The 16,263-nt window shown below is 47.2% G+C and carries 13 protein-coding genes; 8 read left to right on the top strand and 5 right to left on the bottom strand.

Translation table 11 applies throughout. The annotated features are described in order from the left end of the window. Positions 1-57: 57 nt before the first annotated feature. The 5 genes from ACMA1I_RS09165 to tsaD form a co-directional block, all read right to left on the bottom strand. A complete protein-coding gene (locus ACMA1I_RS09165) occupies positions 58-564 on the bottom strand; it encodes an HNH endonuclease (protein ID WP_337068010.1) in 507 nt (168 codons plus the stop codon). A 75-nt stretch (positions 565-639) separates the two neighbouring features. Then, on the bottom strand, positions 640-1,419 hold the full coding sequence (locus tag ACMA1I_RS09160; RefSeq protein WP_337068009.1) for a C40 family peptidase: 780 nt from the start codon (positions 1,417-1,419) through the stop codon (positions 640-642). 290 nt (positions 1,420-1,709) lie between these two features. After that, on the bottom strand, positions 1,710-2,792 hold the full coding sequence (locus ACMA1I_RS09155) for a J domain-containing protein (protein WP_337068008.1): 1,083 nt from the start codon (positions 2,790-2,792) through the stop codon (positions 1,710-1,712). A 161-nt stretch (positions 2,793-2,953) separates the two neighbouring features. Then, positions 2,954-3,424, bottom strand: a complete 471-nt coding sequence (smpB, locus tag ACMA1I_RS09150) for an SsrA-binding protein SmpB (RefSeq protein ID WP_337068007.1) — start codon at positions 3,422-3,424, stop codon at positions 2,954-2,956. Between the two features lie 161 nt (positions 3,425-3,585). Beyond that, complete coding sequence (tsaD, locus tag ACMA1I_RS09145) at positions 3,586-4,596, bottom strand: tRNA (adenosine(37)-N6)-threonylcarbamoyltransferase complex transferase subunit TsaD (RefSeq protein WP_337068006.1); 1,011 nt, start codon at positions 4,594-4,596, stop codon at positions 3,586-3,588. Between the two features lie 77 nt (positions 4,597-4,673). Here tsaD and ACMA1I_RS09140 point away from each other — a divergent pair, with 77 nt between their 5' ends. From ACMA1I_RS09140 to ACMA1I_RS09105, 8 genes are all read left to right on the top strand, one after another. Then, positions 4,674-9,164: a translocation/assembly module TamB domain-containing protein gene (locus ACMA1I_RS09140; protein ID WP_337068005.1), complete on the top strand. Its 4,491-nt coding sequence runs from the start codon at positions 4,674-4,676 to the stop codon at positions 9,162-9,164. A gap of 496 nt (positions 9,165-9,660) precedes the next feature. Then, positions 9,661-10,560: a cell division protein FtsX gene (locus tag ACMA1I_RS09135; RefSeq protein WP_337068004.1), complete on the top strand. Its 900-nt coding sequence runs from the start codon at positions 9,661-9,663 to the stop codon at positions 10,558-10,560. A gap of 2 nt (positions 10,561-10,562) precedes the next feature. Then, positions 10,563-10,778 (top strand): DUF3098 domain-containing protein, encoded by a 216-nt coding sequence (locus tag ACMA1I_RS09130; RefSeq protein WP_337068003.1) that lies wholly within the window; start codon positions 10,563-10,565, stop codon positions 10,776-10,778. Next, the gene (locus ACMA1I_RS09125; RefSeq protein ID WP_337068002.1) at positions 10,779-11,612 is read left to right on the top strand and encodes an undecaprenyl-diphosphate phosphatase; all 834 of its coding nucleotides are present in this window, start codon (positions 10,779-10,781) and stop codon (positions 11,610-11,612) included. 2 nt (positions 11,613-11,614) lie between these two features. Beyond that, positions 11,615-12,310 (top strand): tRNA pseudouridine(55) synthase TruB, encoded by a 696-nt coding sequence (gene truB, locus ACMA1I_RS09120; protein ID WP_337068001.1) that lies wholly within the window; start codon positions 11,615-11,617, stop codon positions 12,308-12,310. Beyond that, positions 12,294-13,229: a bifunctional riboflavin kinase/FAD synthetase gene (locus ACMA1I_RS09115; protein WP_337068000.1), complete on the top strand. Its 936-nt coding sequence runs from the start codon at positions 12,294-12,296 to the stop codon at positions 13,227-13,229. The genes truB and ACMA1I_RS09115 overlap by 17 nt, the downstream gene beginning before the upstream one ends. A 226-nt stretch (positions 13,230-13,455) precedes the next feature. Next, positions 13,456-15,345, top strand: a complete 1,890-nt coding sequence (locus ACMA1I_RS09110; RefSeq protein ID WP_337067999.1) for a TIGR00341 family protein — start codon at positions 13,456-13,458, stop codon at positions 15,343-15,345. A gap of 203 nt (positions 15,346-15,548) precedes the next feature. Further along, complete coding sequence (locus ACMA1I_RS09105) at positions 15,549-16,241, top strand: CoA transferase subunit A (RefSeq protein ID WP_337067998.1); 693 nt, start codon at positions 15,549-15,551, stop codon at positions 16,239-16,241. Positions 16,242-16,263 lie beyond the last annotated feature (22 nt).

Below are 16,263 nucleotides of genomic sequence, written 5' to 3'. Positions count from 1 at the left end.
TCCTGATTTATAACTGCTTTATTAAGCCCAACTAAATTTATTAGCAACAAATTATTCTTATTGCATTTCCATTCCCAGGTAATGGCGCCAGTCTTGGTTGTGGGTATCGAGGTGGAGCTGAAGGAAGGAGAGCAGCGAAGGGCGTTTTGGTTTAGAAAGTAGCTTAAGGCCGGCTTCTTCGGGGGTTCGGTTGCCTTTGCGAGTGTTGCAGCGCATGCAGGCAGTTACCAGGTTCTGCCAGTTTGTTTCGCCGCCTCTGGAGCGGGGCACCAGGTGGTCGAGCGTGAGGTTTTTGACTGTGCCGCAGTACTGGCACTTGTAGTTGTCGCGGCGCAGCACATTGTGGCGGCTCAGCGATATTCCGTAATAAGGCACCCGCACATACCGCTGCAGCCGAATTACCGAAGGCACCGGATAGGATTTGCTGATAGTGTGCAGCACAGCATCGTGGGTGTTCGACACGGTTTCTGCCTTATCGAGGTAGACCAGTACAAAGGCCTTTTGGATAGAGCAAACTGCAATAGCACTGAAATCTTGGTTGAGTATAAGCACTTTATCTCTCATAACAGCTTTCGTCTTACGCTATGCTTGTACGGAAAACTGCCGCAGAGATATGCTCTTACAGGAAAGAAAATATAGCTACTCCGGAATAATTCTTTTTATAATGCGCAACTGGTGCGAATAGCGTTTCCGGTCCTGCTGATAAATACCCTCATGGTCCAGCGTATCGATGCGAACCTCGCCATGGGCATGCAGAATTTGCTGGTTCTCCAGCAGGAGTCCTACATGGATAATACGGCCTTCTGCATTTGAGAAAAAAGCCAGATCGCCGGGGCGGGTTTGGGCCACAAAATGCACCTCCTCCCCCACTGCCACCTGCTGGTAGGCATCGCGCGGGAGCTGGTAGCCACAAACGCCAAACACTTGCTGCACCAGGCCAGAGCAATCGACTCCGAATACCGACTTGCCACCCCATTGGTAAGGAGCCTTTAGCATAGACAAGCCAACTTTTACCACCTGGTCTGCCGTTAGCTGCTGTTCATGGGTAGTGGCGCGGCCGTTAAATTGCAAGGTTTGATCGTTGATGTGCAGACTGGAACCATCGTAAAAAGGAAGATAAGCACCAAGCCCTATTGGAATGGCCGTTTCGCCGGAATGAACCAGCTGCACCAGATCCAGTACCCGGGCATGGCGGGCATTTTTCCAGCGCTCAAAATAGGCCTGCCTCACGGGGCTGTGTTGCTTTAAGTCTATCCAACCGCGGTATTGATCAGTGGCCAGTTCTATTTGCAGCCAATTACCTTGTGTAGCCAGTATACTATAGCATTCTCCGAACAGCAACTGCGACACCTGCTCTGCTCTGTCGGCAGGCTCGGCACGCATTGGCACCAGGCTAAGGGTTGATATTCCGTATTCCACTTTATTTTATTTTTTGATGATATATAGTGTGCTAGAATCAATAATACACCTAATAAAGCGCAGTGTTCTATTTAATTAAATACTAGTTCCAGTTATTCAGGGACAGTAAAACGTTCCAGGTGCTCTGCTAAATTATTTAAATGAAAATGGCCTTCCTAAGCTTAAAAACAGAAAACAGACCCAGGCTAAGCTGATATAAACTGTTCTACCTGCAAAAGGAGAAAGCATCAAAGCATAGCTATCACCTGCTATTCCCAATCTTCAACAATCACTCTAACAATAAATCCTTGTCACCTGAATTTCAATTGCTTTACAAACTGTTTTACCACCTCAGGATTTGTAAACAACTTTAGTTCTGACTGCAGTTGTTGAATGGTATCCCGCAGCACTTTCTTTTCCCGCCTGATTGTTTTCTCCACTGCTTTAGGCGAACCTCCGAACTGGTACAGCAGATTAGCCTCTGGCCCCAAGGCATGCTGAGCCGCGTCTTTTTCCAGTTCCTGTACCTGGTCACTAAGTAACTTTACATAATATTTCAACTGTATCTCCCGCTCCTCCTCAGCTGCTTTGCTCCTGTTTCCAAGAAACTGCATTTGCAACCGGAGTAATCCAAAAAAGTCGTTGTTGCCATAAGCCAGAGTTACTTCTTTTATGGCCTCCTCCTTCCAGGCCCGCTTTGTTTCGTCCTGCTCCTTGTCGGGGTGCAGTTGCTTAACAAGCTCGGTGTAGAGACGCCTGCTGGCTTTGCTGAGGTTACTCACCTCGACTTTCATAGCCTCCTCTTTTTCTAATTGGGTCTTCGTTTTCTTTTTAGCACCCGATTTGTTTTGTCGCGTATCCTGCTGCCCTTCTAACGGCCTCTGGTTTCGCTTTGCCTTCGTCCTCTCTACATCATCAAGCGCTTCAGCTTCTTTCTCCTCACCGAATGCACCTTTAAACATATTCTGCGCCATCTGGTTCGCCTCTGCCTCCAGTGCTGCTTCTGCGTATGTTTTCGGCGCATACCTGTCGTGAAGCTCTATCAGTTCTTCTTTGCCGTACTTTTCGACCAGGGAAAAGGCCATATCGCTAATAAAGAGAGCCAGTTGTTCTTGTTCCTTTTTGTGCAGAAAGGACTCGTGGTAGGCTTGGTCGAGTTGCTTTACAATGGCCACCTTCAGGTCTATGGTTTCATTCTCAAGTGGAACCAGCTCTTTCTGCACTCGGGCCTTCAGTATGGCCATAGTATTTTTGCGTTGTTGTTGTTCTGCCTTCAACGCATTCACCCGCTTCATCATCTGGTTAAACTGGCGCTGAAGGAGCGTTAAATTGCCCGATTCCTCCTGCATCTGAGGCACCAATTGAGCGGAAGCTTCCTGTATTTTGTTTGCCATAATTATACCTATTGCCATTACCAAAGGTTCAACCCATATTCAACCTATCCTAGAACAATAATTGATTATTATACTGATAAACAAATACCTCAAGAATCGAAACAAGAATATCTAAACAATTAAAGCTTTTTCTGATTATCAGAAACTAAGAAGTAATGCCTTTAGTAGGCGCTTCTATCCATCTCCCGTTTCACGTCGCGAGCCTTTATGTCTTCTCGCTTGTCGTATAGTTTTTTACCACGGGCCAGGGCTATTTCGACTTTGGCAAAACCACGGTCGTTTATAAATACCCGTATGGGAATAATGGTAACTCCTTGCTCTTCTGATTTATTCTCCAATTTTCGAAGTTCAATTTTATTAAGCAGCAGCTTCCGGACCCGCATTGGCTCGTGGTTGTAATGTGTCCCTTCGGTATAGGTAGAAATGTGCATGTTATGCAACCACAGCTCCCCGTTATGGATGACACAATAGCCATCCTGCATATTTACCTTCCCCTCCCGTATAGATTTAATCTCGGTGCCACGCAGCATCACGCCCGCCACATATTTATCGAGGAACTGGTACTCAAAAGAGGCCTTGCGATTTACAATGTTCACATGCTTCTTTATCCTATCTTTTTCTTGTTTTGCCATTAAGTTTAGATGCTAGATTATAGATGATAGATGTTTGACAAAAGGCACCTTACAATTTAAATGCCTGCTCCTATACTAATCACCTCCATATTTTTTACATTTTACCTGATAGATTCAGAGTTGTGCTTAGGCTCAATTTTCAAATTACCTCATTTGGAAATCTACCCAATTTTCATCCTGGGGTCCGGACTCGCGTATTGGTCCGTAAAGTCACCAGAAAGATATTGATAATGAGCAGCTATGGCTATCATACCTGCATTATCGGTACAATACTGAAAAGCCGGAATATACACCTGCCAGTTTTGCTTTTTGGCATATTCCTGCAAGGTTTGGCGCAAACCAGTGTTAGCCGAAACGCCACCAGCAATGGCTATCTCGCGGATGCCTAACTCCTTACTTGCCTGCACCAGCTTCCGAAGTAAAGTCTGAATGAGCGTATACTGTACACTGGCACAAATATCTGCCAGGTTCTCTTGTACGAAGTTGGGGTTTTGTTTCGTTTGCTCTCTAAGGAAGTAAAGCACCGAAGTTTTAATTCCGCTGAAGGAGAAATCATAACCTGGCATGTTGCCAATGGGAAACTTATAAGCTGTTGGGTTGCCTGAGGCAGCCGTTTTATCGAGCATGGGGCCACCGGGGTACGGCAAGCCAAGCATTTTAGCAGTTTTATCAAATGCCTCTCCTACGGCATCGTCTGTTGTTTGGCCGATAACCTGCATATCGAGGTGATTCTTTACCAGCACCACCTGGGTGTGGCCACCACTCACGGTGAGGCACAAAAACGGGAAAACGGGTTTAGGCTCATCAATAAAATGTGCCAGGATGTGCGCCTGCATGTGGTTCACCTCTATCAACGGAATATTTAAACCCAGGGCAAAAGATTTGGCAAAAGTGCAGCCTACCAATAATGCGCCCAACAAGCCTGGCCCACGTGTAAAAGCTACTGCATTTAGCTCAGTTTTTGCTACATTTGCCTGGAGGAGTGCCTGCGTAACTACTGGTATAATATGCTGTTGGTGTGCTCTGGAAGCCAGTTCGGGAACTACGCCGCCATATTGTTCGTGCACAGCTTGTGTGGCTACAATATTAGAAAGCACCTTACCACCCTGAATAACGGCAGCTGAGGTTTCATCGCAGGAAGATTCGATTGCTAAAATCGTAGGTTTAGTCATTTTTGGAAAAAGAACAGTCAAAGAATTACGCCAAAGTTATAGGAAAAGCTATTCTAAAAATAGCTTTAGGCCTGTTCGTGTTCTTAATCTTACTCTTTGGCGTGGCATATGTTGCCCTGCAAAACCCAGGAGTGCAAACAAAAGTAGTGCAAAAAGCCGCCGAGTACCTCTCCCGCACCCTCGACCACCAAGTGACCATAGACCGTGTTAATATTAAGTTTTTCAGAAATGTGGTGCTGGAAAAGGTGCAGGTGCTCGACTACCGCAATCAGGAAATGTTTTACCTGGGCAGTGTGGACGCAGAAATAAGCCTCTTCTCTATTTTCGACCCGAACACACTCCACATTGGCACCCTTGAACTAAACGAGCCACGGGCAAACCTGGTGAAGTATGAAGGTACCGACTCTCTTAACCTAAGCACCTTTATTAAAGCATTAGGTAAGCTCATCACAAAAGACTCTACTAAAACCCAGCGACAGCCTTTCGAGTTCTCAATAGAGGAGGTACAAATCCGCAACGGGCGGTTTACCTACGACGACTTCAGCGTAGCCCCTGCCCCGAACGGCATCGATTATTTCCACCTTACGGTAGATAAACTGAACGGCAACTTTACCGAACTATCCCTCGGCGATACCCTGCGCGCACGGGTAACGAACCTGCACGCCACCGAAACCCGGTCTGGCACCACACTGCACAACCTGGATGCCCTCATTACTTACGCCAGTACCTTCTGGGAATTCGATGAGCTGGACCTGAAGGTGAACAACAGTAACCTGCAGCACTACGTCCGCTTCGACTACGACCGTTTCCTGAACTTTAAGTCGTTTGTAGATAGCGTGAGTGTAACTGCCAATATCAAAAATTCCAAAGTTTATTCTCAAGACATTGCCATTTTTGCGCCACAGCTGCTGGACTACAACGAGAACCTGCTGGTAAACTCCGCCGAAGTAAAAGGAAAGGTGGGAAAATTTTCGGCTACGAACCTCGACGTTAGTTATGGGCAGAACACGCACATAGTAGGGAGCCTCAGAGCCGATGGCTTGCCCAACGCCAAAGAAACCTTTGCCAACATCCGGCTTAGCTCCTCTACCATCAATGCGGCAGACATCAGGCAGTTTTTACCCAAGGAGCTTTACACCGTGGTGGCCCGGTTGGGCACTGTGCAACTGGAAGGTAGGTTTGTTGGGTTCTACGAAGACTTTGTGGCCAATGGCTCCTTCACCACCGCGTTAGGAAAGCTGGAGTCAGACATCAACCTTAAAATAGATGATGAATCCCGCAAATCGACTTATACCGGCTATCTTAAGACCAACAGCTTTAACCTGGGCAGGCTTGTAGGCAACTCTGATTTAGTCAAAACTATTTCAATGGAAGGCCGTGTGGCAGGTTCCGGCTTTGACCTGGAGACAGCACGGGTAAAATTAAACGCGACCATTCGGCAACTCCACTTGCTCGACTATAACTACCGTAACATTAAGGCCGATGGCACGCTCAGCCGCCAGTTGTTTACAGGTAAGGTTTCTATAAACGACCCAAACCTGGTTATTGCCGCCGATGGTGTAGTTAACCTTTCGCCAAATGCCAAAGCCTTTAACCTGGCTGCCAACCTGCAAAAGGTGAACCTGCAAGGCATAGGTCTATCAGATAAACCGCTCTCCCTGCGCGCTGAGTCTAAAGTAAACTTTTCAGGTCTGCGTCTCGACGATTTTGCTGGAACGGCTCTTTTTAACGATGCTGAAATCACTTACGATGGAAACATGCTCGCTCTGGACTCCGTGCAGATCATCTCTGAAATAGGAAACGGAAACCGCAGCCTCTCCTTTGTATCAGATCTGCTTACGCTGCAAGCCAGTGGCAATTTCGACTATACCGTGCTGATTACAGACCTGAAGCAGTTGGTGCAGGAATACAAGCTCAACTTCGAAAGTAACGATATAGCCACTGCCGCCTACTATCGAAAAAAGAATATAGCCGTGCAGCAGGAGTATCAACTGAATTACGATATTTATTTAAAGCACGTAAATCCTATACTGCAACTTTTCGTGCCCCAAGCTGCTATTTCTGATTTTTCGAAAGTGGAAGGATCTTTTCGGCATGGCAACACCATTATATTCGATCTGTTCACGGAGGTAGATACTATCCTGTACGACAACATGGCGCTTTACCAGAACCATGTGGAGTTAAACACCTCCAAGCTCCAGCAGAACCCCGATGTACTGGCCAGTGCACTAATAACTTCTGCCCGCCAGGTGCTGCCCTCTGTAGGTGAAACCGAAAACTTTTACCTGGAGGGAATTTGGAGTGAGCGCACCATTAACTTCTCTACCAACCTGGCGCAACCGGGGCAAAGTAACCGCATGACCATTTCCGGTGATCTGAACTTTCTGGAGAAACAGGTACAGCTGGTGTTTAACCGGTCCAACATTACACTGCTCGATAATGCCTGGGCCTTTACGCCCGGCAACACCGTTTTTATCAGCGACCATGGCAAAAGGGTGGTTTTCGAGAACTTTGCCCTGACCAACCGCAATCAGGTATTTACAGTGCTTGGTACTGTGTCCGACGACCCGGCAAGTAAGCTGCAAGTAGATGTAAAAAACTTTGACCTCCGCAACCTCAACCCGCTCATGGCTCAGCAGGTAAGAGGCAAACTCAACGGAGAACTTCAGGTGCAAGACATCTACAACCAAGCCATTATCAACTCCGTGATCCATGTCGACTCCCTTTATTTCGACAATGTGCTTATTGGCGATGTGGCAGGCCGTTCCGACTGGAATCAGAAACTGCAGCAGCTGGTGGTAGATGTAGGGATCAGCTACAACGGCAAGAAGGTGCTTTCTGTATCTGGCAATTACAAGCCACAGGTTACTGAGGAGCAACTCGATATGCTGGCTGTGATGGACAATTCCCAGCTGAAGATCGTAGAGCCAATCTTGAAACCTCTTGTTTCGCACCTGGAAGGCACCATGGAAGGCCGCATCAGGATACTGGGCCGTCTGGATTCTCCTATCCTGACCGGTTCTGTTATGGTTAATGACGGTCAGTTCCGCTTTGACTACCTGGGCACTACCTATCGCATTACCGACAGGGTATATTTTGGAGCCAACAGTATCAGTTTCAGGAATGCCCGTTTAACAGACCTTTACGGAAACACGGCCACGGTAAGCGGTGGTATTGCGCATGATGGTTTCCAGAACATGCTCATAGACATGCAGGCGCGTTACCGCAACTTTATGGTGCTAAATACCACCAGTAGCCAAAATGAACTTTACTATGGCACTGCCTTTGCCACCGGCACAGCCTCTGTGCTCGGCCCGGTAGACAACCTGCAGATTAATGTTACGGCGCGCAGCAACGAAAATACGCGGATTGTTCTGCCTATGGATAATCAAACGGAGCTGGGGCAAAAAGAGTATATCCGTTTTGTAAACCGCAATACCTCCGATACCACCGGGTTAGCCATTGATGTGGAGGAGCAAAAGGTAAACCTGTCAGGCATCAACATGAACTTTAACCTGGACGTAACCGATGATGCGTACTTCGAAATTATTATCGACAGGCAAACCGGGGATGTTATCAGAGGCTCAGGCAACGGCATGATTAGGATGACGATAGACACCCGGGGCGAGTTTAACATGTTCGGTACGTTTGAAATTGCGCAGGGAGCCTACAACTTCAACCTGCTTGAGGGACTGGTATCGCGGGAGTTTAAGGTAACTCCCGGTGGCACAATCGCCTGGAACGGCGATCCGCTGGCTGGCACCATGCGCATTAATGCCACTTACTCTCAACTTACTTCACTGGCCGACTTTGCTCCTTCCGACACACAGGTTCAGGGCAGTTACCCCGTTACGGCCGTTATTGACCTCAACGGCCCCATCCTGACTCCGGAAATAAAGCTAGGCATGAACTTCGATGATCTGCCACAGGATGTGCAAACACCTCTATCTTCTTTTATCAGTTCTATCAAAAGCGATGAAAACGAGCTCAACCGGCAGGTGTTTAGTTTACTGGTGATTCAACGGCTCTCACCGCCTGGTACTTTTGGTCTTGATGGGGCTGGCACTGCCGTAGTAGGCGGAAGCCTGGGTAGTTTACTTTCGGGCCAGCTCAATACCCTCTTTAATAGCATTGATAGTAACCTTCAGGTAGATATTGGTTTGGGCAGCAATACTTTTAACCAGGATGCCCTCTCTGCGTTACAAGTACGCTTAAGCTACAACTTTTTCCAGGGCAGGCTGCGGGTAACCAGCCAGTCTGGCTTCAGTAATGCAGGTGGAGCCGCTGGCACAGGTGGTACCGGCAACCGCAATACCTACCAGGGCGACTGGTCTTTGGAATACTACATTACCAGAAGTGGCGAGTTGCGCGCGCGCCTTGAGTATAACCAGAACCCGAGTGGTATCACCAACAGGGTGCTGGTTAGTCAAAGAATCAGTATGCTGCACACCAAGCGGTTCGATTCGTTGCGGGAGCTTTTTGGGCGCAGCCGAGGTTCTAAGAGGCTACGAAGGTTGCAGCAGCAGGAGCAAATTATTCTCGACTCTGACCCGCGCCTCCGGCTTTAGCAGCCTGTTTTCTTCAGCAGTTAAAGTGCCAGCTGAAAGAGCCAATTTCTAAACAAGCTGGCCCTGCATTTACATTGCACTACCACTTTGGCCTGTTCTTTAAGGATAACAAAAAAATAATGTTACCTCAAAAAGGCAAATCCTGTTCTAAAACAAAGCTTTTCCTGTTTCCCATGATCAAAAGCAGCAGCTAACATTTCAGGAACCGCTTTAGGCAGCTTCCCTACTTAAACCTAGTGATTTACAGATGAAAAACACCTCCGGAAGACTGTTTTCATTAGAATAATTGAATTAAAACAACCTGCTCGCATAAGATTGAACTAACCAGAAGCGTTTCAACAAAATGTTATGGAGGTACCATGGCTGGCAGCAACCCACCTAGGTTTGCCGTAACCACACGGGCCCTAAACTGGTTTGTATAGTAATTGACCGGCAATTATCAATTTTTAAACAAGCTCTTAAATAATATTTCTATTTTTGTGCCGAAGTTACACTTATGGTAAAGCAGCACCCAAAATCAATTAAAAAGAAAAAGCTTGGCAGCTATCCGCATGCGATGGTGATGTTTAGTATTACGCTTTCTCTTTTTGTTATCGGCCTTTTCGGTTTGTTACTCATTCATGCGGGCAAGCTCTCTGATATTGTAAAAGAAAGTATAGAGATGCAGGTATACCTGGACCGCAACCTCACCGACGTGCAACTCGTGCGCCTGCAGAAAACCTTTACCACCAAAGAATATATTGCCTATAAGAACGATACTGCACAGGTGCAGTTTGTTTCCAAAGAAGATGGCGCAAGGGCATTTTTGGATGAGACAGAAGAAGACTTTATGGCCTTTTTGGGTGAAAACCCACTACGCGATGCCTACATTCTTAAAATAGATGCGGAACACTCCAGTTCCGAAGAGCTCCAGAAAATACAGAAAGACCTGCAGGATATCAATGGCGTTTACGAAGTACAGTATGTTGCCAACCTGATTGAATCTATCAACAGCAACCTTCAGAAAGTGAGCCTGGTACTGCTGGCTTTTGCGGCCATCCTCTTGCTGGTGGTAACCATTCTGATCAACAACACTGTTAAACTTGCTCTTTACTCTCAGCGTTTCCTCATCAGGAGTATGCAACTGGTTGGGGCTACCTCTTTTTTTATTCAGCGACCGTTCCTGAACCGGGCCACCTGGCAGGGCATACTGAGCGGCATTATAGCCTCGGCGCTGCTGTTTGCGCTCATGCAGTATGCCTATTTCGAAATAGAAGAACTCCGTTTGCTGCGCGATGAGCAACAAATGATGTTACTCATGATCGCCCTGGTCGTGTTAGGCTGTATTATTGGTTTCCTGAGCTCTTACCGGGCCGTGCGGAAATATCTTGGAATGTCTTTAGATGAATTATACTAACTATGGAGAATAAACCTAAACTTGCGTTTGGCAGGAAAAACTACGTGCTCATGCTGGCAGGAATTGCTGTACTCGCCCTGGGCTTTATTATCATGACCTTGGACGACCAGCAGTATGGCCTTGGTTTTATGGGGGTTACATTGGGCCCGATGATAGTTTTAGCTGGCTTTGTTATCGAGATTTTCGCTATTCTGGTAAAAGATAAAACAGCGGAGTAGATGAGCGTTTGGCAAGCTATTATTTTAGCCATTGTAGAAGGGCTAACCGAGTTTTTACCAGTTTCGTCTACAGGCCACATGATTATTGCGGCCACCCTGATGGGAATAAACGAGCTTCCTATTACTAAAATCTTTGCGGTAAGTATTCAGTTTGGTACAATCTTGTCGGTTGTGGTGCTGTATTGGAGGCGGTTTATCTCCAGCTTTGACCTCTATAAAAAAATATTGGTAGCGTTTATTCCTGCTGCTGTGCTAGGGCTGCTGCTTGAGAAAGTTATAGACTCTATGCTGGAAAGCATCCTGATTACCGCGATTATGCTTATTTTGGGAGGCATCCTACTTGTGTTTATAGACAAGTGGTTTACTCACGCAGACAAGGATAGGATTAATTATAAAAATGCCTTTGTCATCGGCTTTTTTCAGTGTATTGCCATGATTCCGGGTGTTTCGCGCTCTGCTGCTTCTATTATCGGAGGGCTCACGCAAGGCATTAACCGCAAGGCCGCTGCCGAGTTTTCGTTCTTCCTGGCGGTTCCTACAATGCTGGCAGCAGCAACGTTTAAGTTTATCAGAGATATGTTACAGCTCGAAATTACTGATATCCTGTATTTCGACTGGCCTAAAATAGAACATAGCTTTTCTATTATCAGCTCCGAAGACATAAAGCTGTTGCTTATCGGGAACGTAATCGGTTTTCTGGTAGCCATGTTTGCCATAAAATCGTTTATAACCTTTCTGACGAAATATGGATTTAGAGTATTCGGATATTACCGTATTGCCGTAGGCATAGCTATTATCATGCTAATTGCCATGGGCATTGATTTAAAATTCTAGAAATGGTATACGACTTTGTAGCCGGAGAAACCTTACTCATTGACAAACCGCTGACCTGGACCTCCTTTGATGTGGTAAAGAAGGTGCGCAATATACTTCGTGTTAAAAAAATAGGGCACGCTGGCACGCTTGACCCGCTTGCTTCGGGCCTGCTCATTCTTTGCACCGGCAAGTTCACCAAGCGTATCGACGAAATTCAGGCACAGGAAAAAGAATACACCGGCACTATTACTTTAGGTCAGACCACTCCTTCTTACGACCTGGAAACAGAGGTAACAGATTCGGGCGACATTAGCCATCTGACTGAAGAAGCTATAAAGGCGGCTGCTGCCCGTTTTGTAGGCACCATTGAGCAGGTACCCCCACTATACTCTGCCGTTATGATAGATGGCAAAAGAGCCTATACGCTAGCCCGCAAAGGCGAATCTGCCGAAATCAAACCTCGCAGCATTACCATCAAAGCTTTTGATATAGAGGCCATAGAGGGTGCTGTGCTTCAATTTAAAGTAATCTGCAGCAAAGGCACCTACATCAGGAGCCTGGCGCACGACCTGGGCCAGGAACTCGGCTGCGGCGCTCACCTTTCGAAGCTTGTGCGCACCCGCATTGGGGAGTACCAGCTAAAAGATGCGCTAACAATTGAAGATATTCAACAAATCAGAAATACCCAATTAGCCGCGGATGGAAGTAATTCGTGATATAGCTGATTTTCCGAAGCTAAGCCATGCCGTAGTTACCAGCGGCACGTTTGATGGTGTTCACATTGGCCACCAGAAAATACTAAAGCGTGTTCAGGAGCGGGCTCGCCAGGCCAATGGCCAAAGCGTGGTTATTACATATTGGCCACACCCACGCCTGGTGCTCTTTCCGGAAGACAATGACCTAAAGCTATTGTCTGATATAGAAGAACGCATTAGCCAGCTTAGCAGCTATGGGGTAGATTACCTACTTATTATACCGTTTACAAAAGAATTCTCCCGTATTACCTCCCGCTCCTTTGTAACTGATGTGCTGGTACGCGCCATCAATACGAAAGTGCTGGTAATCGGCTACGACCACCGGTTTGGGAAAAACCGCGAAGGCAGTTTTGAACACCTGAAGGCACGGTCGCAGCAGTATGGCTTTGAAGTAGAAGAAATTCCACAGCAGGATATAGATGATATTGCCGTAAGCTCTACCAAAATAAGAAAAGCTTTGGAGGCAGGCGATCCGGCCACAGCCAGTCGCTACCTGGGGCGCCACTACTCCCTCACCTCCACCGTAGAAAAAGGACAGCAACTAGGCCGCACCATAGGCTTCCCTACTGCCAACCTAGCCTTGCCGGGGCAGCACAAACTGATACCGGCCAACGGAGTGTATGCTGTTTGGGTACGGGTGCAGGGAGAGGAAGGACCATTACCAGGCATGATGAACATTGGCCTCCGGCCTACTGTAGAAGGTAAAAAGCTGACCCTGGAAGTACACCTCTTACATTACAACGCCGACCTCTACGGCAAAAGCCTTACGGTGGAATTTGTGCAGTACCTGCGCCCTGAGCAAAAGTTCGACGGGCTTGAAGCCTTAAAGACTCAGCTTGCCCTGGATAAAGTCGCCACAGAGGAAGCGCTCCGAGCTTAAGCTTCTTTACATTATACCAATGAAAATGGCCTGCTCATTTGGCTGGAAGTTATACCGACACCAATTGGGTTAATACGTAATCTCCTCTATTTTCTTTCAAATTTCTGTAAGTAAGGGCAACCTTCTGCTGCAGGTTTAGTAAGCTACCTGTTTTGCATCTATACTTCTACTCCTTTTCAGAGAATGTTAGCGCAAGATTTTACCACTAACGCTACTTTAAACCTGCATGACAAAAGCCATAACTTTACTTTACGATGGGCTGCAAGATGGAACGGTGCAGGAAAAAATAACGGATGCTTTCGCCGATCATGAACTGCAGCTTCTCCCCTTCGAACAAACGAACAATACCTTTGAACATGTGCCGGAGGAGCAAACCGTTGTATGCTACCTCAGCGATGAGCAGCTAAAGGAAATTATCACCATTGCTTCCCAAAAAAAATGGACGCTTGGCTTTTTGCCACATCCGGGAATGAAGGAGGCGCGGCAAGGCTATGGTATTTCCGGCAACCTGACAGAAGCCATTGAAAATGTAAAAAACACTGAGAAAGGAATTGCAGCTGACTTGCTTCTGTGCAACGGCCGTCCTGTGTTTAATGCGGTAGTTATTGGCAACAGTTTAAGCCTTATGTCAGGTAGCATACAAAAAAACGGTGTGCTGGCTGGTCTTGAAAAACTAAAAGGTTTTATAACCAACCTGAACCTGCTGGAGCCTAGAGCCTTTACCATCACCACCGAAAATAAAGCGCCCATTAAAACAGCCGCCCTCGGCATAGTAGCCGTACTGCACGGAAAAAGCACTATTTTATCGCGGCAGATAATCAAAAACTCACACATCAACGATGGCAGGCTGCACGGGTTGGTGCTGGCACCCAAAAGCATAATGCAGCTTAGCAGATTTTATCTGTCTTCTTTTTTCAGATTAAAGCAGCAACAGCAACTACCGTCGTTTATTGGGCATATTAAAACCAGGTCCATTTGCATCAGCAGCCCGGCTCCTATGGACTTCTCGCAGGATGGCAACCTGATGAGCGCACGTGAGATTGAACTAGAAGTAAGCGAAAATCGCCTCCTGATTATACCAGGCAGGTATCTCAAGGATGACCACAGCGCCTCTTCCCGAGCCGACACTTATAAGATTGCTGCATTGCCCACCGGAGACAGTTATTTATCTGAAATTGTGGCCAAGCCCCTTTCTTTTATTTACCATGCCTCTACAGAAGAGTTCAAAGACCTTTTCAAAATACTTCGGGAAAATGCAAAACCAACCAGCTCTTATCTAACCCTGATGGTGCTGGCTACGCTGCTGGCAACACTCGGACTCTTCTCAGATTCTTCGCCTGTTATAATAGGTGCGATGATACTGGCTCCGCTCATGGCTCCTATTATTTCTTTGTCGATGGGAGTATTGCGGCAGGAGCGAAAACTAATAATTAGGAGTGCCAAGACCATAGGGCTGGGTATACTGCTGGCGTACCTGGCTGCTGTTTTTGTAACCATGATTGTGCCTTTACAAGAGCTGAACTCAGAAATTAGCGGCCGCATTAGGCCCAATCTGCTCGACCTGGGTGTAGCCATTGTGTCTGGCATAGCCGGTGCTTATGCTCATGCCCGCGAAGAGGTTGCCAAAACATTGGCAGGAGTAGCCATTGCCGTTGCACTGGTGCCACCGGTGGCGGTGTCGGGCATTGGCCTGGGCTGGACCGATTGGCACGTTTTTACCGGTGCCCTGCTGCTGTTCCTGACCAACTTAACCGGCATTGTTCTAGCTGGTTCCATAAGCTTTATGGCTCTTGGTTTCAGCCCTTTTCGGCTGGCTCGTAAAGGCTTGCTGATTTCACTGCTGGTAGTAGCCCTGGTGAGCATTCCACTTGGTTATGGTTTTATGAACATGGTGCAGGAGCAAAGAATTGTGCGCTCCTTAAATAACCAAGAGGTAGGCAGTATTCTTATAAACCGAGTAAGTGTGTTGCGTGGTGGTACTCCCCTCCTGCTTCGCGTGCACCTTACCTCCGATAAACCTATTCAGATGCACCACATCGATAAAGTGAAGGCAGCTATTTCATCTAAACTGGATAAAGAAGTGGAGCTGGAGGTAATGGTGAGCATCAGGAGGTAGGTTACAATTCCACCCCTAGACATTTAAAGAAGCCCTTAAGCTCTGGAAGGGCATTTTCATTAGAATAATTCGAAAATAAATAACAGCTGTTAGTCAGATATCTTTCGCATCCGACAACCATTTCTGATGAAATTACGAACAGCTATACTATACATATAGCCTTTTTTCTATCTAAATTTCATCATAAACAATCGTTCCGGAGTATGATCAATAAAACGGTGAAAGATGCTGCCGAGGCCTTAGCAGGTGTGCAGGATGGTATGACGCTCATGCTGGGAGGTTTCGGATTGTGTGGCATTCCGGAGAATGCCATAGCGGAGTTGTTGCGCCTGGGAGTAAAAGAACTGACCTGCATTTCTAACAATGCGGGTGTAGACGATTTCGGAATTGGATTGCTGCTCAAGCAACACCAGGTTCGGAAAATGATTTCGAGCTACGTGGGCGAGAATGCAGAGTTTGAGCGCCAACTGCTCACAGGCGAGCTGGAGGTTGAGCTGATTCCACAGGGCACACTGGCTGAGCGCATACGAGCAGGCGGTGCCGGCATACCGGCCTTCTTCACCCCTGCCGGCTACGGCACAGAAGTAGGCGAAGGCAAAGAGAGCCGGGAGTTCAACGGTAAAATGTACCTGCTCGAAAACTGGCTGAAGGCAGACTTTGCTTTTGTAAAAGCCTGGAAAGGCGATAACGCCGGCAATCTCATTTATAAAGGAACGGCCCGCAACTTTAATCCTATGATGGCTGCAGCAGGCAAAATAACGGTTGCCGAAGTAGAGGAGCTGGTACCTGCCGGAGAACTAGATCCCAACGCCATCCACACCCCAGGCATCTACGTGCAGCGCATCTTCCAGGGCACCCACTACGAAAAGCGCATTGAGCAGAGGACGGTTATTTAATGTGCAAATGTGCTGGTTAGGA

Origin of the sequence: Pontibacter sp. 13R65, assembly GCF_047525655.1 — a bacterium.
GTDB lineage: Bacteria > Bacteroidota > Bacteroidia > Cytophagales > Hymenobacteraceae > Pontibacter.
Note: the sequence above shows the minus strand (reverse complement) of the source record. Positions and strands in the feature narration are given on the sequence as shown.